Origin of the sequence: Caballeronia sp. AZ10_KS36 (genome assembly GCF_023631105.1) — a bacterium.
GTDB lineage: Bacteria > Pseudomonadota > Gammaproteobacteria > Burkholderiales > Burkholderiaceae > Caballeronia.
Genome location: NZ_JALQDQ010000018.1, coordinates 70,814 through 89,433, shown reverse-complemented (window position 1 = coordinate 89,433; position 18,620 = coordinate 70,814). Strand labels below are relative to the sequence as shown.

Annotated in this window: 15 protein-coding genes; 10 read left to right on the top strand and 5 right to left on the bottom strand. The window is 66.1% G+C overall.

What is annotated here, in order from left to right; translation table 11 throughout:
• Positions 1-311 precede the first annotated feature (311 nt).
• Positions 312-1,979: a methyl-accepting chemotaxis protein gene (locus NCR35_RS10520; protein ID WP_250534705.1), complete on the top strand. Its 1,668-nt coding sequence runs from the start codon at positions 312-314 to the stop codon at positions 1,977-1,979.
• Between the two features lie 1,030 nt (positions 1,980-3,009).
• Here the strand turns inward: NCR35_RS10520 and NCR35_RS10515 are convergent.
• Positions 3,010-4,482, bottom strand: a complete 1,473-nt coding sequence (locus NCR35_RS10515) for an HDOD domain-containing protein (RefSeq protein WP_250534313.1) — start codon at positions 4,480-4,482, stop codon at positions 3,010-3,012.
• 141 nt (positions 4,483-4,623) lie between these two features.
• Positions 4,624-6,519, bottom strand: a complete 1,896-nt coding sequence (locus NCR35_RS10510; RefSeq protein ID WP_284502943.1) for a putative bifunctional diguanylate cyclase/phosphodiesterase — start codon at positions 6,517-6,519, stop codon at positions 4,624-4,626.
• A 519-nt stretch (positions 6,520-7,038) separates the two neighbouring features.
• Between NCR35_RS10510 and NCR35_RS10505 the strand changes: the two genes are divergently transcribed.
• From NCR35_RS10505 to NCR35_RS10495, 3 genes are read left to right on the top strand one after another with little or no spacing between them, the layout of a single operon-like run.
• The gene (locus NCR35_RS10505) at positions 7,039-8,313 is read left to right on the top strand and encodes an EAL and HDOD domain-containing protein (RefSeq protein ID WP_250534311.1); all 1,275 of its coding nucleotides are present in this window, start codon (positions 7,039-7,041) and stop codon (positions 8,311-8,313) included.
• Between the two features lie 35 nt (positions 8,314-8,348).
• A complete protein-coding gene (locus NCR35_RS10500; protein ID WP_250534310.1) occupies positions 8,349-8,918 on the top strand; it encodes a peroxiredoxin in 570 nt (189 codons plus the stop codon).
• Positions 8,919-8,955: 37 nt separating this feature from the next.
• Positions 8,956-9,441 (top strand): hypothetical protein, encoded by a 486-nt coding sequence (locus NCR35_RS10495; RefSeq protein WP_250534309.1) that lies wholly within the window; start codon positions 8,956-8,958, stop codon positions 9,439-9,441.
• Between the two features lie 4 nt (positions 9,442-9,445).
• Here the strand turns inward: NCR35_RS10495 and cydB are convergent, their stop codons facing one another.
• Positions 9,446-10,453: a cytochrome d ubiquinol oxidase subunit II gene (gene cydB / locus NCR35_RS10490; RefSeq protein WP_250534308.1), complete on the bottom strand. Its 1,008-nt coding sequence runs from the start codon at positions 10,451-10,453 to the stop codon at positions 9,446-9,448.
• Positions 10,454-10,478: 25 nt separating this feature from the next.
• Positions 10,479-11,942 (bottom strand): cytochrome ubiquinol oxidase subunit I, encoded by a 1,464-nt coding sequence (locus tag NCR35_RS10485; protein WP_250534307.1) that lies wholly within the window; start codon positions 11,940-11,942, stop codon positions 10,479-10,481.
• Positions 11,943-12,156: 214 nt separating this feature from the next.
• Between NCR35_RS10485 and sugE the strand changes: the two genes are divergently transcribed.
• The 6 genes from sugE to NCR35_RS10455 all read left to right on the top strand — a co-directional run bounded on the left by sugE (position 12,157) and on the right by NCR35_RS10455 (position 17,850).
• On the top strand, positions 12,157-12,477 hold the full coding sequence (sugE, locus tag NCR35_RS10480) for a quaternary ammonium compound efflux SMR transporter SugE (RefSeq protein ID WP_206466633.1): 321 nt from the start codon (positions 12,157-12,159) through the stop codon (positions 12,475-12,477).
• 270 nt (positions 12,478-12,747) lie between these two features.
• Positions 12,748-13,377, top strand: a complete 630-nt coding sequence (locus NCR35_RS10475; protein ID WP_244846827.1) for a DUF4126 domain-containing protein — start codon at positions 12,748-12,750, stop codon at positions 13,375-13,377.
• A 116-nt stretch (positions 13,378-13,493) separates the two neighbouring features.
• Positions 13,494-15,983 carry an ABC transporter permease gene (locus tag NCR35_RS10470; protein WP_250534704.1) on the top strand — a complete coding sequence of 830 codons (2,490 nt, stop codon included), beginning with the start codon at positions 13,494-13,496 and terminating at the stop codon, positions 15,981-15,983.
• Between the two features lie 20 nt (positions 15,984-16,003).
• Positions 16,004-16,438: a group II truncated hemoglobin gene (locus tag NCR35_RS10465; RefSeq protein WP_250534306.1), complete on the top strand. Its 435-nt coding sequence runs from the start codon at positions 16,004-16,006 to the stop codon at positions 16,436-16,438.
• A gap of 90 nt (positions 16,439-16,528) precedes the next feature.
• Positions 16,529-17,260, top strand: coding sequence for an alanyl-tRNA editing protein (locus tag NCR35_RS10460; protein WP_250534305.1), 732 nt, complete (start codon positions 16,529-16,531; stop codon positions 17,258-17,260).
• Entirely contained in the window at positions 17,257-17,850 is a 594-nt protein-coding gene (locus NCR35_RS10455) for a DUF924 family protein (protein ID WP_250534304.1), read from the top strand. Before NCR35_RS10460 ends, NCR35_RS10455 begins: the two co-directional genes overlap by 4 nt.
• 13 nt (positions 17,851-17,863) lie before the next feature.
• On the opposite strand, the gene NCR35_RS10450 is transcribed toward NCR35_RS10455, so the two are convergent.
• Positions 17,864-18,610, bottom strand: coding sequence for an SDR family oxidoreductase (locus NCR35_RS10450; protein WP_250534303.1), 747 nt, complete (start codon positions 18,608-18,610; stop codon positions 17,864-17,866).
• Positions 18,611-18,620: the final 10 nt, after the last annotated feature.

Here is an 18,620-nt window from a genome sequence, read left to right as displayed (position 1 = left end):
GAAGTGAGGAGAAAGAAGCGGTGGTGTCGGATTCGTTCTTCTGCCCGCGATTCATGCGCGAACCGAATGTCTGCCAGTGTAGGTTGGCTCGCTTGCGTTGTCATGCCAAGGTTTGTCGAGAATCGGACACGTCTTTGTCGATGCCGCGCGTATCGTCGGAACAAACGAATTTTGGCCGGATATAAGAATCGCCGGGCATCGAACGGCCGTACGCACCCGCTAAAGAAAAACGAGGGATATGCCGTAGACCAGCGATGTGGGCGTCCCGGACAGCGGGCGTACCGTTCGAAGAAATCACACGGGGATACATGATGAGACTCTTTCCGCTACGCGGCGCGCGAGGCGCCGGCCTGATGCCGAACGCCGCTTCGGGCCGGCCGGCACTCGGCGCAGGAAGCCAGACGGCTTCGACGCGCACGCTGTCCGTGAAGGCGACGTTGCGCCTCGCGTTCGGCCTCGTTCTCGCGGGCACGCTCGGCATCGGCGCGATTGCGCTCACGCAGATCAGCCGGCTCAACGGCGCGACGGAGTCCATCTACACGCAAGGCTATGTCGCGAGCCGCGCGGCCGAGGAAACGCGCGGCTATCTGCTGCGCGCGAGCCGTTCGCAGAAGATGCTGCTCACCGCATCGACGGCGAAGGAGCGCGACGACCTCGGCAACGAGATCGAACACGCGCTGACCGAGATCGGCAAGGAGCAGACGCAACTGGCGCAGTACATCGACCATGCGGATACGGACGCGCTCGCGCAACAGAAGCGTTTCGCCGCCGCGCTCGCGACGTGGAGCGGCAACCTGCGCGGCTTCGTCAAGCTCGTGAAGGAGCAGCCGCTCGATCTCTCGCAGATGAACTGGCAAGTCGGCATGCAGGACGTCTCGCTGCTCGTCGAGACCAGCAAGCTGGAGAAGATGGTCGATGAGCTCGTCGCGCGCCGGGGCGCCGCCGCGAAAGCGACCATCGACGCCGCCGCGTTCATCTTCCATTCGTCGTTCGTGATGGTGGCGGTGCTGACGATTGCGCTTTTCGTGCTCGCGATCATCGTCAGCGAATGGGTCGTGCGGCGTCTGTCGGGACAACTCGGCGGCGAGCCGGGCTATGCGAAGGAAATCGCGAGCCGCATCGCGTCGGGCGATCTCGCTTATCCAATCCGCCTCAAGCGCCGCGACGACGCCAGCATGCTCTACGCGTTGTCCGAGATGCAGTCGGGCTTGTCCGCGACGGTCGGCGAGATTGCGGCGAGCGCGGAGGCGATCGCGTCGGCGTCGAGCGAAATCTCGACCGGCAACGTGGATCTGTCGCGCCGCACGGAAGAGCAGGCGGTCGCGCTGGAGAAGACGGCGGCCAGCATGGAGCAACTGACGTCGACGGTGCGCCAGAACGCCGATAACGCGATGCAGGCGACGACGCTTGCGCATAACGCGTCGGAGATTGCGGAGAAGGGCGGCAAGGTGGTGGGCCGCGTGGTCGAGACGATGGAGCGCATCGACGCGAGCGCGAAGAGCATCGGCGACATCATCGGCGTGATCGAAGGCATTGCGTTTCAGACGAACATTCTCGCGCTCAACGCGGCCGTGGAAGCGGCGCGCGCGGGCGAGCAGGGACGCGGCTTCGCGGTCGTGGCAGGCGAAGTGCGCGCGCTGGCGCAGCGGTCGTCGGCGGCGGCCAAGGAGATCAAGACGCTGATCGACACGTCGGTTTCGCGCGTGTCGGATGGCTCGACCTATGCGCACGAGGCGGGCGCGACGATGGAAGAAGTGGTGCGCGCGGTGCGCCGCGTGACGGACATCATGGGCGAGATTTCGGCGGCTTCGGCTGAGCAGAAGTCGGGCATCGAGGCGATTGGACATGCCGTGTCACAGATGGACGCCGGGACGCAGCAGAACGCGGCGCTCGTCGAGCAGGCGGCGGCTGCGGCCCAATCGCTCGATGATCAAGCGCGCGCGCTTAAGGGGCTTGTTGGGAAGTTTCAGTTGGTCTGAGGTTTCTTTTTGTTGTTGGCCTTGCTCTTGCTCTTTCTTCGGGGCGAGGGCGCTTTATGCTTTGCCTAGATAAACTGCTCTTTCGTCGGGGAACTTGATTTCGCGTCGGTCTATTGGCGTTGCCCCTCCCCGGGGCGGGGGTCACTTTCTTTGCTGCTGCAAAGAAAGTAACCAAAGAAAGCAGCTTTTTTTGGCCCAAAGCATTAACAGTGTGGCCACTCCGCAGCAAGGCATTGGCACTCAGTTTGAATCAGCCCTGAATCACCTTCCACGCCCGCTGAGCGCCACGTCCTCCGAGCCCCTTGGCTCGTCAAAACCTTCTCGAACGACGGCTCTGCCACTTGTTCGAGCCTCAGCAAGCCGCCAGCCGAACAACCAGAACAGGTGCGCGACAAGCATTTCTCACAGCGATAAACACCGGCTCGCACGCGGCGCGCACCGCACCGGGCGGTATCGTCGCGCTCGCCGTTGCAGGCCTAGAAGCAGGTGCGGATTCGGCCGCGGCTGCGACCGTGGTTGCCCGTGGCGGCTAACGAATTGCGACTTGCGGTGCGGTTGAGGGTTCGGTTGAGGGTGCGGTTGCGGTGCGGCTGCGGCAGCGACAGGACAGCAACAGCAACAGCAACAGCAACAGCAACAGCAACAGCAACAGCAACAGCAACAGCAACAGCGACTGCGACTGCGATTGGACTTGCGACTGCAACACGGCCACGGCAATTCGTTGAAGTGGTTGTTAAGTAATGCGAAGCATACCGATGGTTTTGACGAGCCAAGGGGCTCGGAGGACGTGGGTGTTCAGCGGGCGTGGAGGGTGATTCAGGGCTGATTCAAGCTGAGTGCCAATGTCTTTCTGCGGAGTGGCCACACTGTCGCTGCTGCGGGCCAAGAAAAAGCTGCTTTCTTTGGTTACTTTCTTTGCAGCAGCAAAGAAAGTGACCCCCGCCCCGGGGAGGGGCAACGCTAATAGACCGACGGAAAATCAAGTTCCCCGACAAAAAAGAGGGCGCCGAGAGCAAATAGCAAAGAACCCTCAAATCAACTCAACTTCCTTCCAATTAGCATTGAAAAAAAAACGGCTAAGCTCCCGTGTGAGCTCATTGAGCGCCCCCATCTCCTGTGGAGAAATCTTGTGCACATGCTGCCCCACAGTCCAGTCGCCATAAACGAGCGCGACAGTCGAATCGTTCGACTTCACGGGCAGCAGCACGAAAGCCTGCGCCTCGCCGAGCGTCTCCTTGTACCAGCGCGGCAAACGCGCGTCGATCCGCGGATCGTGCGCATTCTCGATGAAGATGCCCACGGGATTCGTGATCGCGAGATGAAACACATCCGGCCGGAACTCGGCGCTGAAGCAAAGCGAGGAAAGCATCGGCTCGATGCCCGCCCCCATGCCGAGACGCGCCTGGAACTCGTTGTTGGCCTGGCGCACGAAGACGACCGTGCGCGAAAGACCGAGCCCCGCGAGCACCGCCTCCGACGCCAGCGCGAGCACCGGCGAAAGCGCGTTCTTCGACGGCAGCGAGCGCAAGTCGGCAAGACTCGCGCCGATGCGCGCCTCCGCCGATACGCTCGCCCGCGCCATCGCGTCCGCGTCCGCCTGTAGTTCGACGATCTCGCGCATCACGCCGTCGCCGCTGTCCTCGCTCGCGAGCGCAAGGCTCATCGATGCGAGCGTTTCCGCATCCGCATTGAGCGCGCCGCTGTAGCGCTCGGCGATATCGACGAGCATCGGTTCGCGCCCGCCCGCCGCGACGTTCTGCGCGGTCAGCGCATCGGCGACTTCGGTCGAATAGTTGGTGACGGCCTGCAGCCAGCGCACGTGCTTCGGCACGGTTTCATCCGGCGGCGCGGTCGGGTCGCTCACGCGCATGCCCGCGCGAATCGTTTCCGGCAGACGCCAGCGGTCCGCCGCCTCGATGCCGATCTCCTCGAAGGTCACGCCAAGCAGCGCGGCGCACGCGCTGCTATCGCTGATGTTCTCGGTGGCCGCCTTGCGGCGCAACTGGTCCCACTCGTGTTCGAGATAGAACGCGACGAGCAGCTTGCCGATCTGCCGCATCAGCGTGCAGACCACGGCTTCTTCCGCCGAACGCAGGTCGATGCGCTCGGTCACTTGCCGCGCGACCGTGCCCGAAAGCAGCGTGCGGTTCAGTTCGAGTTTGGCGTCGATGCGGCGCGGCGCGCTCTGATGAAAGTGGTCGACGAGCTTCAGTCCGACGACCAGATGCCCGACCGCGTCCATGCCGAGCACCATCAGCGCCCGGGTGACGGTCGTGATGTTGCCGCCGAAAGCCATGTACATCGCGGAATTGGCGAGCCGCAGCACCTTCTGCGTGAGCCCGAAGTCCGACAGCACGACTTGCACGAGTGCAGTGAAGTCGAGGTCGTCGTCGCTCATCGCGGACACCGTCGTGCGCAGCGCCTGCGAAAGCATCGGGAAGTCCCCGCGCTCGCTCATGCGCTGCCACAACTTGTCCAGTAGTTCGGCCTTGGTGCGTGCCATGCGTAAAAAAACCTGTTGTTGCGAGAACGGCTAACCCGAAGCGGCTCTGCCCGATCCATCGTTCAGCGGCCAGCCCCGGAAGATACACGCATTCAGGGCGTTAAGGCGCGCTCTTTGACTAGAACACGAACATTCGTACGCTCATATTGTCTCGTGCAGCACGAGCGAACTCGATTGGAACGAACGCGCGAGTTCGTCCGACGGCATGGCCTGGCCAATCAGCCAGCCTTGTATGTGGTCGCAGCCCAGTTCGGCGAGCAAGTCCCGCTGCGCCTCGGTTTCGACGCCTTCCGCGACGAGTTCCAGTCCGAGCGACTGCGCGAGCCCGACCACCGCGCCCACGATCGCGCGGTTGTTGCGCGACGTAATCAGGTTTTCGACAAAGCTGCGGTCGATCTTGAGCTTCGCGAGGGGAAACCGTTGCAAATAGGCGAGGCTCGAATAGCCGGTGCCGAAGTCGTCCACGGCGAAGCGGATGCCGAGCGCGCGTAGTGCTTCGAGCAGGCGCGTCGCTTCTTCCGGGTCCTGCATCAGCAGGCTTTCGGTGATCTCGAAGACGAGCCGCTCGGCGTCGATGCCCGTCAGCGCGATGGCTTCCTTCACCGCCGCCATGAAGCGTTTGTCGCGGAACTGCCGCGGCGACACGTTCACCGACACGTAATCGAGCCGGATGCCGATGGCGTCCCACTGCACGAGCTGCATGCACGCCGCCTTCAGCACCCAGTTGCCGAGATAGTTGATGAGGCCGATGGACTCCGCGAGCGGAATGAACGTCGAGGGCGGCACGAGCCCATGCGCCGGATGATGCCAGCGCATCAGCGCTTCCACGCCGACGACGGCGCCCGTGCGGATCTTCGTGATCGGCTGGAAAAAGAGCGAGAACTCGCCGTTGCGCACGGCTTCGTAAAGGTCGGCTTCGAGCTTGAGGCGCTCCGCGTCGGCGGGATCGTCGTCGAGCGAATGGACGACGAGCGTGTTGCCGCCCGCGGCCTTCGCCTGCGCGAGCGCGAGATCGGCCATGCGCAGCAGGCTCGCCTGCACGCCGGATTTGGCGGTCGCGCCGTCTTTGACCGCGTAGTCCGGATACAAAGCCACGCCGACGCTCGCCGACAAATGCGTGTGCTGTCCGCGATTCCGGTACGGCTGCGCGATGGCCGTCAGCAGCCGGCGCGCGAGGTTCTCGGCGGCTTCGGCGGTCGCGCCCGCGGGCAGCAGCAGCGCGAACTCGTCGCCGGCCACGCGCGCCACGCGCTCGCCGTGCGTGGCCGTATGCTGAATGCGGCGCGCGGTTTCGCGCAGCATGTCGTCGCCCGCCTCGGAGCCGAGCGCGCGGTTGATGCGCTGATAGTCGTCGATATCGAGCAGGACGAGCGCCGTCTGCGTGCGGGTGCGTTCCGCTTCCGCCTGCATGGCGCCGACCGCCGCCTGAAGCGCGGTCGCGTTTTCGAGGCCGGTGAGCGGATCGTGATGCAGCGCGTGCGTGAGCGACGCTTCGCGTTCGCGCCAGCGCGACACGTCGAACGCGGCGAGCGCGAAACCGGGCGTGCCCTGCGAGGCGGTCGCCAAAAGCCGCAGCTCGACGCAGATCGGGTAGGTGAGCGACTTCACGAGATTGAGCGTCGCGCATTCGAGCTGGCCGCTCTCGCGCGCGCGGGCGACGAGCGCGTCCAGTTCGCCCGCTTCCTCCGACGGCACGAGATCGTGCAGCGTCAGCATGCTCAGGTAGTCGTGGTGATAGCCGATGAAGTCGATGCTCGCGTGCGACACGTACTGAAAGCGCAGCGCGTCGTCCAGATGCGCGAGGAAATCGACCGCGCCGAGCGTCGCTTCGAGCGCGGCGGCGGACCTGCCCGCCATGCCCGCGCCGTGAGCCGGGGAAGAAGGGGACGCGGGCACGGGCGCGGACGCGGGCGACGCAGCGTCGTGCGCGTGCGCATCGCGGTCGTCTCGCGCGGCGGGTCTCCATGCGCGGCAAAGCACATCGAACGCGATGCGCCAGGGTGCGCGGCGGGAGACGGAAGTCCGGTTCGCTTGCATGGTCAGTTAAGGTTCTCGCGGCGGCGCGCAGCCAATGGTCGACGCACAAGCTGATCGTCGGATGCTTCGGCGGCGCGCGAATGCCGCTTCGAGCGGCTCGGCGTACGGCGCGCCGGCATGAGGCGCGGCACGCTCTATCAGGCGAGTTATCGGCGGATTGGCGAATTTCTTTAACCGTCATGCCGCCGTCACGCGGGGCGCCGGCGGCAATCAGGGAAAACGCGCGGCGCGGCCGTTGCGCGCCTGGCGTAAAACATGGACGCAAGGCGATTTTCGGTTACAGTGCGCGTTTCCGCGAAACGCCTCGGCCCCGGTCGCCATGCGGGCGGGCGTCCCGCGTTACGGTTGCCCGATTCGGGAATTCCACACGTCACGCTTCATGATCGATTGCCTTCCATCGCCGACTCGCGCAGGTCGTTGCGGCTTCGAGACCGCTCATGTGCCGGCATCGGCGCAAACCTTTGCGCGCGCGCTCGTTGTCCTGCCTGACGGATTCGTCGGCCTCATTCGGTTTCCGTCATGCCCGATTCAACGCTGAAGCTGCGCGCCCGACGCGAGCCGAGCGTCTACGTCGGACGTCAGCCGATTCTCGACGGCGCGGGCGCGCTCGCCGCCTACGAACTGCTGTTCCGCGACAGCCCGGAAAACCGCGCCCGCGTCGATAACGACGTGCAGGCGACCGCGCATGTCGTCGCGCGCACGGTCGGCGAAATCGGCGTGCCGGCCGTGCTCGGACTGCATCCCGGCTACGTGAACATGAGCCGCGAACTCATCTTCGACGACATCGTGCATCTCATGCAGCCCGAGCGATTCGTGCTCGAGTTGCTGGAGAGCATCGAGTTCGACGACGCGCTTTTCAAGCGATGCGCGCAGTTGCGCCGCGACGGCTTTCGCTTCGCGCTCGACGACGTGACGCGCCTCGACGATACATTGCTCGCCGCGCTGCCGTCGGTCGATATCGTGAAGGTGGACGTGCTTGCCGCCGAGCGCGCGCACTTGCGCGAACTGACGGCGCTCGTCAAGAAGCACGGCAAGCTGCTCGTCGCGGAAAAGGTCGAGACGCACGAGGACTTTGCGCAGGCGCGTGCATTGGGCTTCGATCTCTTTCAGGGCTATTTCTTCGCGCGGCCGCAAGTGCTGTCGGCGCGGCGCGCGAGCCCGGCGCGCGGCACGCTCTTGCGGCTCTTGTCCGTGCTCGGCAGCGACCCCGGCCTGCGCGAACTCGAAGTGGAGCTGAAGCGCAATCCGGACATCGTGCTGCAACTCATGCGCCTCGCCAATTCGAGCGCCCATGCGCGCGGACGCAACGTGTCGTCGCTGAAGGAAGCCATGGCCGCCGCCGGCACGCGCCAGTTGATGCGCTGGACGCAACTGCTGCTGTACGCGGACGGCAGCGGCCTGCCGTGGCGCTCCGACCCGCTCTTGCAACTCGTCGGCACGCGGGCGCGCTTCATGGAACTGGCGGCGAATGCACTGCGTCCATCGGATGAAGCGTTCTCGGATGCCGCGTTCATGACCGGCATCTTTTCGCTCGTGCACGTGGTGGTGGATCTGCAGCCTGCCGAGATTGTCGATAAGCTGCATCTGACTGCCGATATCCGCTCGGCCATTCTCGCGGGCGAGGGCGAACTGGGCGCGCTGCTCGGCATCGCGCGGGCGACCGAACGCGGCGATGTCGAAGCCATCGACGAACGACGGCTTGCCGATCCGGCGCTCGACGCGCTGAGCCCCGCGCTTCTGGCTTCGCTTCAGGTGGAAGCGGCGGCATGGTTCGGCGAGCAGCGGCTCGACTGAACGCGGCACCAACCCGATCACGGAGAGACATCCGCATGAAAAGAAGAACGAAGCTGGCAGGCGCGGCGCTTTCGGGCTTGATCGCGTGCGCGGTGGCGGCGTATCCGCTCCTGGCGCGCGCCACGCTCAAGCCGGGCGATGCCGCGCCTGCTTTCGTGGCGCAGGCGTCGCTCGGCGGCAACGTTTTCGACTACTCGCTCGCCGACGCGCTGAAAAAAGGCCCCGTCGTGCTGTACTTCTATCCGGCCGCGTTCACGAAGGGCTGCACGATCGAGGCGCACGAGTTCGCCGAAGCAGTCGATCAGTACAAGGCGGAGGGCGCGACGGTGATCGGCGTGTCGCACGACGATATCGGCACGTTGCAGCGTTTTTCGGTGAGCGAATGCCGAAGCAAGTTCCCGGTCGCCGCCGACACCGACGCGAAGATCATCGGCGCATACGACGCCGCATTGCCGTTCAAGAGCTCGATGGCCAACCGCGTGTCGTACGTGATCGCGCCGGACGGCAAGGTCATCTACGAGTACACGAGTCTGTCGCCGGATCAGCATGTCGCGAACACGCTGCAGGCGCTGCGCGAGTGGAACGCCAAGCACAAGGCGCAGTGATGGCGGCCGCTTCGTACGTTCGCAAAGGGTAGCCGTCATGCCGATCGTTCTCGCGCTCATCGCGCTGGCGGCGCTGATCTACGGCGCGGTGTGGTCCTTCGACGCGCTCGATGCGCGCTTCGGGCTGGGCGTGGCCGTCGGCGTCGCGGTGGTCGTGGCGGCGGCGGTAGCGGCGGGCATCGCGTACTGGCTCGCGCGGCGTCGCGAGATCGCGCCGAATCTGCCGCGCGTCAAGGGCGACGCCACCAACTGGACGCACGAACTGAAGCGCGACTGGGGCGGCGTGCGGCTCGCCGCGGGCAAGCGCCTGCTGGACGTGCGCGTAGGCGAGGCGACCGGCCACTACATCTTCGCCGACCTGCGCGACGCACAACTCGCGCGGGACGACGCGCGCGGCGAGTGGCACGTCGTTCTCGATGTCGCCGACAAGGTTCACGGCCAATGGCGTCTGCCGATGACCGACCGCGCCGAGGCGCGCAAGTGGACGCGCATTCTCTCGCTCGCGGTCCGGCAAAAGCTCTGATGCGTCATTCCACGTGATAGCCGATGTCGCTGCGCACCTTGCCGCGAAACACCCAGTACGACCAGGTCACGTAGATCATCAGCACCGGCAGCAGGAACAGCGTTCCGATCAGGAAGAACTGATGCGTGATCGGCGCGGCCGACGCGTCCCATAGCGTCACCGAAGGCGGCGCGATGAACGGCCACAGGCTGATGACGAGCCCGGTGAACGCGAGAAAGAAGAGGCCCATCGAGCAGACGAAAGGCAGCACTTCGCGGCCTTTCGAGAGACTCGACCAGAGCTTCCACGCGAGAAACGCGGTGAGCAACGGCACCGGCGCGAACGCGAAGGCCATCGGAAAGCCGAACCAGCGCGAAGCGATGCGCGCGTCTTTCAGCGGCGTCCACAAGCTGATGAGCAGAATGAACGCGAGCACGCCGATGAGCGCGAAGCGCGCCATCTTGCGGCCCCACGCCTGCAAGTCGCCTTCGGTCTTGAGCACGAGCCACGTCGAGCCTTGCAGCGCGTAGCCGAATATCAGGCCGACGCCGACCAGGAGCGGAAACGGCGCGAGCCAGTCCCAGCTCGTTCCCGAGTACTGCCGGCCCACGATAGGAAAGCCCTGAATGAACATGCCCAGCACGATGCCCTGCGAGAACGTGGCGAGCAGCGACCCGTACGCGAACGCGCGATCCCACAGCCACTTGCGCGCGCCGACGACCTCGCGGAATTCGAACGCCACGCCGCGAAAGATCAGCCCGAGCAGCATGAAGAGAATCGGGAAATAGACGGCCGGCACGATGATCGCGTAGGCGAGCGGAAACACCGCGAACAGTCCGCCGCCGCCGAGCACGAGCCACGTTTCGTTGAAGTCCCAGACGGGCGCGACGGAGTTGATCATCAGATTGCGCTCGTCGTGGTCGCGGCGCAGCAGAAAGAGCATGCCGACGCCGAGATCGAAGCCGTCGAGCAGCACGTACATGAACACGGCCAGCGCGAGAATGGCGGCCCACAGCGGCACGAGATCGAGCATCGCGTTCTCCGGTTGTCAGGATCGGCTAGTTGGGCCGGCGCGGCGGCACGATGTCGTCGCTCGGCGCGACGTCCGCCGTCTGCCGCGAGGTGTCTCTGCTCGACGATACGGCCGAAAGCGGCCGCGCCGCGCGCGTCTTCGGCTGAAGCAGTTCGTTCTCATGACCTTGCGTGGCTTCGGACGGACCGATGCGCACGAGACGCCGCAAGAGGATGTATCCCGAGCCGAAGATGACGGCGTACGCGAGCACGTAAAGCAGCCACGACAGCCCGACATCGCCGGTGGTGAGCGAGGGCGTCACCGAATCGCGGGTGCGCAGCACGCCGTACACGGTCCACGGCTGCCGGCCGGCTTCGGTCGTCGTCCATCCGGCGAGCACGGCGATGAAGCCGAGCGGCATCGCGAACGTCGCCGCGCGCAGCCATCGCCTGCTGCGTTCGAGCTTGCCGCGCGCGAACAGCACGATGCCCGACAGCACGATCGCGAGCATCAGCATCGCGATGCCGACCATGATGTGAAACGCGAAGAACACGACCGCGACGGGCGGGCGGTCCTCGCGCGGAAAGTCCTTGAGGCCGCGCACGTAGCCGTTCGGATCGTGCGTCAGATAGATGCTGCCGAGCACCGGCACCGAGATTTCGAAGTGATTGCGCTCTTCGTCCTGATCGGGAATGGAGAAAAGATTGGCGGGCACGCGCGAGCCCGATTCCCATAGCGCCTCCATCGCGGCGAGCTTGGCGGGCTGATGCTTGAGCGTGTTGAGGCCGTGGGCGTCGCCGAGCACCATCTGCACGGGCACCATGATGATGAGAAAGATCAGCGACATCTTGAGCATCACGCGGCTTTCCTCGATCGCGCGGCCCTGACGGATATACATGGCGCCGACGCCGAGAATCACGAAGGCGGTGGTCACGAGAAACGCGCTGACCGTGTGGCTCAGCCGGAACGGAAACGACGGCGAGAAGATCACGTCGAAGAAGCTGACCACTTCGAAGCGGCCGTCGGGCATGAGGCGGTAGCCTTGCGGCGTCTGCATCCAGCTATTGACCGCGAGAATCCAGAACGACGAAATGAGCGTGCCGAGCGCGACGAACAGCGCGGACATCACGTGCGCCCACTGCGGCACGAGCTTGCGGCCGAAGAGCAGCACGCCGAGAAACGCCGACTCCAGAAAGAACGCGGTCAGCACTTCGTAGCCCATCAGCGGGCCGACGACGTTCGCGGTGCGGTCGGCGTAGCGGCTCCAGTTGGTGCCGAACTGAAACGGCATCACGATGCCCGACACCACGCCCATGCCGAACGACACCGCGAAGATCTTGAGCCAGAACGCCGACAGCCGCCGGTAGACATCGCGCTTGGTGATCCACCAGTTGACTTCCAGCGTGGCGATGAAACAGGATAGCCCGACGGTGAAAGCCGGCAGCAAGATATGAAACGCGATGACCCACGCGAACTGAAAGCGCGAGAGCAGAACCGAGTCGATATGCATGAACGCTCCTTGGCGATTCTTGCAACGTTTGCGTCGAACGATGCGACTGTACGCGCGTCGTTCTTTAATACACCGTTTGCCGGCGCGGGACACGCGGCGCGCATGACCCCTTTGCTACAATTTCGGCCTCGCGCTCATCAGCTAACCGCGTGCCGGACGACCGGGGCGCACATCGACTCATCGGGGACGGCCCCATCTTCATGGGAGTGACCCGATGTCCTGGATTCTTCTCTTCATTGCCGGTCTGCTGGAAGTCGCGTGGGCGGCGGGCCTGAAGTCGTCCGACGGCTTTACGAAGCTCGGCCCGTCCGTTTTCACGCTCGTGACGGCCATCGGCAGCTTCGTGCTGCTCGCGCTCGCCATGCGCCAGTTGCCGCTCGGCACCGCGTATGCGGTGTGGACGGGCATCGGCGCGGTCGGCGCGTTCGTGTTCGGCATCGTGTTCATGGGCGAGGCGGTGTCGGCGGCGCGCATCGTGAGCGCGGTGCTCATCATCGCGGGCTTGATCGGACTCAAGCTCACGTCGGGGCACTGAAAGGCGCGGGAACGGCAATCGCTTGGCCGCTGCAGTGCCACACGCCCACTGCGGGCATTTTGCGTGGATATAATGATCTGAAGTCAGTCTGACGGGCGCCTCGCGTGCGGTCGCGGTTTTCGCGGCGGGAGGCTGGCGGTTCCATCTTACGCGCGCCCGCGTCGCGGCTTCTTTCGGTCACTCCGGTCAGCGGAGCGGGCCGATTGTTTCAGCCGGTACAGCATCGAGCCGTGGCAAGAAGCGCGCGGCTGGCGCAACAAGGAGGCGGCAATGCTGGAATCACTTTCGCTCGCTGCGGGCCTTTCATGGGCGAGCGGGCTGCGCCTGTACCTCACGGTCTTCGTCGCCGGCCTGTTTGCCCGCATGGGCGTCATTCATCTGCCCGACACGCTCGCCGTGCTCGCTTCGCCGTGGGTAATCGGCGTCGCCGCGTTCCTCGCGTTCGTCGAATTTCTCGCCGACAAGATTCCCGCGCTCGATTCCCTGTGGGACGCCATTCATACGTTCATTCGCATTCCGGCGGGCGCAGTGCTCGCGGCAGGCTCGCTCGGCCACGCCGATCCGACGCTGCTCACCGTTGCCGCGCTTGCCGGCGGCACGCTCGCCGGGGCGTCGCATTTCGCGAAGGCCGGCACGCGCGCGCTCATCAATCTCTCACCGGAGCCGGTGTCGAACTGGGCGGCATCCGCCACCGAAGATGTCGGCGCGACGCTCGGCCTCGTGCTCGCGTTCTTCGTGCCGCTCCTGTTCCTCGTCATGCTGATTGCGTTTCTGGTGGTGGCCGGCTGGGCGCTGCCGCGCCTCGTGCGCGGCGTGCACGGCGGCGTGTCGCGCATGGCGAAGCACATGCTGCCGGGCACGCATAACCCGATCAGCCGACTGCGGAGCAAGCACGATTGAGCACGGCGGCCAACGACAAACCGGCGGCCAAGGCGTCGCAAGGACCGCACGCGCCTCACCACGCGCATCCGAGCGCCAGGCTCGACTTCCTCCAGACCGTGCGCCAGTCGTGGCGCATGACCGCGCGCGACTGGCGCGCGGGCGAACTCACGATGCTCCTGCTCGCGCTCGTGCTGGCGGTCGCCGCGTTGTCGAGCGTCGGGTTTCTCGCGGATCGCATGCGGCAGGGGCTCGCCCGCGACGGGCGCCAGATGATCGCCGCCGATTTCGTCGTGCGCGCCGATCACCCCGTCGATCCGATGTTCGCGCAAGAAGCGCGTGCGCTCGGGCTCGAAACGGCAGGCACGACCATCTTCCCGAGCATGGTCAGCTCGGGCGGGCAGACGCCGCTTTCGCGGCTCGCGGCGATCAAGGGCGTGACGCCGGGCTATCCGTTGCGCGGCGCGCTGCGCATCGCGCCGGGCCCCGACGCGCCGGATGCGCCCGCGCAAGGCATTCCCGCGCCCGGCACCGTCTGGGTCGATCCCGCGCTGCTCGACGCGCTCAAGACGAAAGTCGGCGGCGCGGTGAAGGTCGGCACGCGCACCTTCACGGTCGCGGCGGTCATCACGCGGGAAATGGACCGCGGCTTCTCGTTCGTGAACTTCTCGCCGCGTCTCATGATGCGCGCCGATGAAATCGCGGCGACGGGGCTGGTCGGCTACGGTAGCCGCGTGACGTACCGGCTGCTCGTCGCGGGACCGGACGCGCAGGTCGAGCGGTTCGCGCAGTTCGCGCGCGGCAAGACCGACGGCGGCAAGCTGCGCGGCGTGGCGCTCGAATCGCTTTCGGACGGCCAGCCGCAAGTGCGACAGACCATCGACCGCGCGAGCCACTTTCTCACGCTCGTCTCGCTGCTGACGGCGCTGCTCGCGGCGGTCGCAATCGCGATGGCCGCGCACCGGTTCGCGCGACGCCATCTGGACGGCTGCGCCGCGATGCGCTGCCTCGGCGTCAGCCAGCGGACGCTGCGCGCGCTCTTCATCAACGAATTTCTTGCGATCGGCGTGATCGGCAGCGTCGCGGGCATCGTGCTCGGGTTCATTGGGCATCTGGTGCTGCTGCGCGCGCTGGGTTCGCTCGTCGATGTCGAGTTGCCGCAGGCGAGCGCCTGGCCGGCTTTGCAAGGCATCGCGATGGGGCTCGTGCTGCTGCTCGGCTTCGCGCTGCCGCCGCTTTTGCCGCTCACGCGCGTGCCGCCGGTCCACGTGATCCGCCGCGAACTGGGCGATGCGAGCCGTATCGCGTATGCGGCGTATGGCGTCGGCGTGCTGCTCTTCGCGGCGCTGCTCGTGATCGCGGCGGGCGAGTTGAAGCTCGGCGTGATCGTCGCGGGCGGGTTCGCGGCGGGGCTGCTGCTCTTCGGCGTGATCGCGCGGGCGGCGCTGTGGGCGGCGGCGCGCTTCGTGCGGCGCGAGAGGAGCCGCGCGGGCGTCGGCTGGCGCTATGCGCTCGCGTCGCTGGAGCGGCGCAGCGGCGCGAGCGCGTTGCAGATCACGGCGCTCGGCATCGGGCTGATGTGCCTCTTGCTGATCGGCATGACGCGTAACGATCTCATCAAGGGTTGGCGCGACGCCACGCCGCCGGATGCGCCCAACGAATTCCTGATCGACATTCAGCCGGACCAGCGCGACGGCGTGCTCGCCTATCTGCACGGCCACGGCCAGCCCGACGCCGTGCTCTCGCCGATGGTGCGCGCGCGCCTCGTCGCGATCAACGGCAAAGCGGTGAATCCGGACAGCTACGACAAGCCGGACGCGAAGCGGCTGGTGGACCGCGAGTTCAACCTGTCCTACACGACCGCGCTGCCCGACGACAACCGCGTGACGCAGGGCGCGTGGTACGGCACGAGCGGCAAGCCGCAGGTGTCGATGGAAGAGGGCATCGCGAAGACGATCCGCGTAAAGATGGGCGACATGCTGCGTTTCGACGTCGCCGGCCTGCCGGTGGAAGCGCCCGTCACCAGTCTGCGCAAAGTGGACTGGAATTCGTTCAAGGTGAACTTCTTCGTGCTGATGCCGCCCGCGGCGCTCGCGGACTTGCCCGCGACGTTCATCACGAGCTTCCATCTGCCCGCGAACGATCAGCGCATGATCGACGGCCTGATCGCCGCGTACCCGAACGTCACGGCCATCGACACCGCGCCGATTCTCGCGCAGATTCAGCGCACGCTCGCGCAGGTGATCGGCGCGGTGCAGTTCCTCTTCATCTTCACGCTCGCGGCGGGCGTGCTCGTGCTGTACGCGGCGCTCGCCGGCACGCGCGACGAGCGCATGCGCGAGTCCGCGCTGTTGCGCGCGCTCGGCGCGTCCCACCGGCAAGTGCGCTCGGTGCAGGTCGCGGAGTTCGTCGCGGTCGGCGCGTTGTCGGGCCTCATGGCCGCGCTCGGCGCGCAGGGCATCGGCTACGTGCTCGCGTCGCGCGTGTTCGAGTTTCATATCGATTTCAATCCGTGGCTCGTGCCGGCGGGCGTCGTCGCGGGCATCGCGTGCGCGGGGCTCGGCGGCTGGCTCAGCCTGCGGCGCGTGCTGGCGCGCCCGGCGCTGCAATCGCTGCGGGACGCATAGTTTTCAGTCAAAGCAAAGCAATGAGCGAAGTGAATCAACCGGCTTCCGAAGACGAAGCGACGAATCAACAACGAGCGCCCACCGCGTTCGAACTCATCGGCGGCGAGGAGCGCGTGCGCGCGCTCGTCGACCGTTTCTACGATTTGATGGACCTGGAGCCCGAGTTCGCGGGCATTCGCGCGCTGCATCCGCCGACGCTCGACAATTCGCGCGACAAGACGTTCTGGTTCCTGTGCGGCTGGATGGGCGGACCGGATCACTACATCAGCCGCTTCGGGCATCCACGGCTGCGGGCGCGGCATCTGCCGTTCGCCATCGCGTCAAGCGAGCGCGATCAATGGCTGCGCTGCATGGCCTGGGCGATGGAGGACATCGGCCTCGCCGAGCCGCTGCGCGAGCGCCTGCTCACGTCGTTCTTCGATACCGCCGACTGGATGCGCAACCGTCCCGGCTGATTCGCCGCGTTGTGTACCGGGCGAGGCCGCGCCGGTTTGCGGCATCATCTGCGATCAACCGACCATCCAAGGCTTTGAGGACACGAAGTCATGACTACACGCGCGCTCTTTCGCGAGGACGCTTATCAAAGACGCTGCGAGGCGACCGTCACCGCCATCGACGAGGCGGGCATCCATCTGGACCAGACCGTGTTCTATCCGCTCGGCGGCGGGCAGGCGGGCGATGCCGGAACGCTGACGCTCGCGGACGGCACGGTCATCGCCATCGCGGATACGCGCAAGGCCAAGTTCGAAGGCGCGACGCCCGACGATGCCGTGCATGTGCCCGCGCCCGGTCAGGAAGACTCGCTCGCGAAGCTCGAGGTGGGCGACACCGTGAGCGCGGAAATCGACTGGGAGCGGCGGTATCGGCATATGCGGCTGCACACCGCGAGCCACCTGATCTGCGCGGTGCTGCCGTATCCGGTCGATGGTTGCAGCATCACGACCGACTACGCGCGGCTCGATCTCGCGACCGTCGAGCCGATCGAGCGCGAAGCAGTGGAAGCGAAGCTGCGCGAGCTCGTCGGCGGCTCGCACGACGTGCGCACCGAATGGATCACCGACGACGAAATGTCGGCGCGCCCCGAACTCGTCCGCACGATGAGCGTGAAGCCGCCGATGGGTCTCGGCCGCGTGCGGCTTCTGCGCATCGAGAACGTGGACTTGCAGCCGTGCGGCGGCACGCATGTGCGCAACACCGGCGAAATCGGGACGCTGCGCATCGCCAAGCTGGAAAAGAAGAGCGCGCGCACGCGGCGGCTCGTGCTGGAACTGGCTTGACGGTCGTGACCGGCGACCGGCGCGCGCAGGACGTCCTCGATGTCTGGTTCGGCGCGCCGGGTTCGCCCGAGTTCGGCACCGAGCGCAAGCAGTGGTGGACCAAGAAACGCGCATTCGACGCCATGCTGACCGAACGCTTCGGCGCGCTGCTCGACGAAGCGCAGGCGGGCGGCTTAAAAGAGTGGGAACGCGAGCCGCTTTGCGCGCTCGCGCTGATCGTGGTGCTGGATCAGTTCTCGCGCAACTGCCATCGCAACACGCCGCGCGCTTTTGCCGGCGACGCGCGGGCGCTGGCGGTCGCGAAGACGCTCGTCGAGCAGGGCGACGACTTGCGGATGCCGAGCGCCTGTCATCGCGCGTTCGTGTACACGCCGTTCGAGCACGACGAAACGCTCGCCAGCCAGCGCGAATCGGTGCGCCTTTTCGCGAAACTTCGCGACGACACGGGCGTCGCGAGCTTCTACGACTCCGCGTTGAGGCACGCGGAAGTCATCGAGCGGTTCGGGCGCTTTCCGCATCGGAACAGGATACTCGGGCGCAAGACGCTGCCCGACGAAGAAGCGTGGCTCGCCAAGCACGGCGGCTTTTGAACGCCCGAGACGATCACCGTCCGCCCGTCACGTCCAGTATCGCGCCGGTTACATACGACGACGCATCCGAGAGCAGCCAGACGATCGACTCTCCGACTTCGTCCGCCGTGCCGGGGCGTCCGAGCGGCGTGTGCACGCCGAGCACGTGCGCGCGGTCCGGCTTGCCGCCGCTCGCGTGGATGTCGGTTTCGATGAGGCCGGGGCGGATGGCGTTGACGCGCACGCCTTCCGGGCCGAGTTCCTTGGAAAGGCCGATGGTCATCGCGTCGATCGCGCCTTTCGAGCCCGCATAGTCCACGTATTCGTTGGGCGACCCGAGCCGCGCCGCCGCCGACGACACGTTCACGAGCGAGCCGCCATGGCCGCCGCGCGAGCGCGACAGACGCCGCGCCGCCTCGCGCGCGCACAGATACGCGCCGAGCACGTTGGTGTCGAAAATGCGCTTGAGCCGCTCGATGTCCATGTCGGCCAGAGGCGCCCCCGGCGCGACGATGCCCGCGTTGTTCACCACGCCGTCGAGCTTGCCGAAGGCTTGCTCGGTGGCGTCGAACATGGCGATGATCGCGGCTTCGTCGCGCACGTCGCCGGCTATCGCGATAGCCTTGCCGCCCGCCGCGCGCACCGCCGCGACGGTTTCTTCGGCGGCTTGCGCGTTCGACGCGTAGTTCACGCCGACCGACCAGCCGCGCGCGCCCGCGAGAATGGCAGCCGACCGGCCGATGCCGCGGCTCGCGCCGGTGATCAGGATGACTTTGGACATCGCTCGACTC

What these genes read in the sequence shown, in the direction of transcription:
- NCR35_RS10520 (WP_250534705.1), top strand. Translation starts at nt 312, where the DNA reads ATGAGACTCTTTCCGCTACGCGGCGCGCGAGGCGCCGGCCTGATGCCG.
- NCR35_RS10515 (WP_250534313.1), bottom strand. Translation starts at nt 4,482, where the DNA reads ATGGCACGCACCAAGGCCGAACTACTGGACAAGTTGTGGCAGCGCATG.
- NCR35_RS10510 (WP_284502943.1), bottom strand. Translation starts at nt 6,519, where the DNA reads ATGCAAGCGAACCGGACTTCCGTCTCCCGCCGCGCACCCTGGCGCATC.
- NCR35_RS10505 (WP_250534311.1), top strand. Translation starts at nt 7,039, where the DNA reads ATGCCCGATTCAACGCTGAAGCTGCGCGCCCGACGCGAGCCGAGCGTC.
- NCR35_RS10500 (WP_250534310.1), top strand. Translation starts at nt 8,349, where the DNA reads ATGAAAAGAAGAACGAAGCTGGCAGGCGCGGCGCTTTCGGGCTTGATC.
- NCR35_RS10495 (WP_250534309.1), top strand. Translation starts at nt 8,956, where the DNA reads ATGCCGATCGTTCTCGCGCTCATCGCGCTGGCGGCGCTGATCTACGGC.
- cydB (WP_250534308.1), bottom strand. Translation starts at nt 10,453, where the DNA reads ATGCTCGATCTCGTGCCGCTGTGGGCCGCCATTCTCGCGCTGGCCGTG.
- NCR35_RS10485 (WP_250534307.1), bottom strand. Translation starts at nt 11,942, where the DNA reads ATGCATATCGACTCGGTTCTGCTCTCGCGCTTTCAGTTCGCGTGGGTC.
- sugE (WP_206466633.1), top strand. Translation starts at nt 12,157, where the DNA reads ATGTCCTGGATTCTTCTCTTCATTGCCGGTCTGCTGGAAGTCGCGTGG.
- NCR35_RS10475 (WP_244846827.1), top strand. Translation starts at nt 12,748, where the DNA reads ATGCTGGAATCACTTTCGCTCGCTGCGGGCCTTTCATGGGCGAGCGGG.
- NCR35_RS10470 (WP_250534704.1), top strand. Translation starts at nt 13,494, where the DNA reads ATGACCGCGCGCGACTGGCGCGCGGGCGAACTCACGATGCTCCTGCTC.
- NCR35_RS10465 (WP_250534306.1), top strand. Translation starts at nt 16,004, where the DNA reads ATGAGCGAAGTGAATCAACCGGCTTCCGAAGACGAAGCGACGAATCAA.
- NCR35_RS10460 (WP_250534305.1), top strand. Translation starts at nt 16,529, where the DNA reads ATGACTACACGCGCGCTCTTTCGCGAGGACGCTTATCAAAGACGCTGC.
- NCR35_RS10450 (WP_250534303.1), bottom strand. Translation starts at nt 18,610, where the DNA reads ATGTCCAAAGTCATCCTGATCACCGGCGCGAGCCGCGGCATCGGCCGG.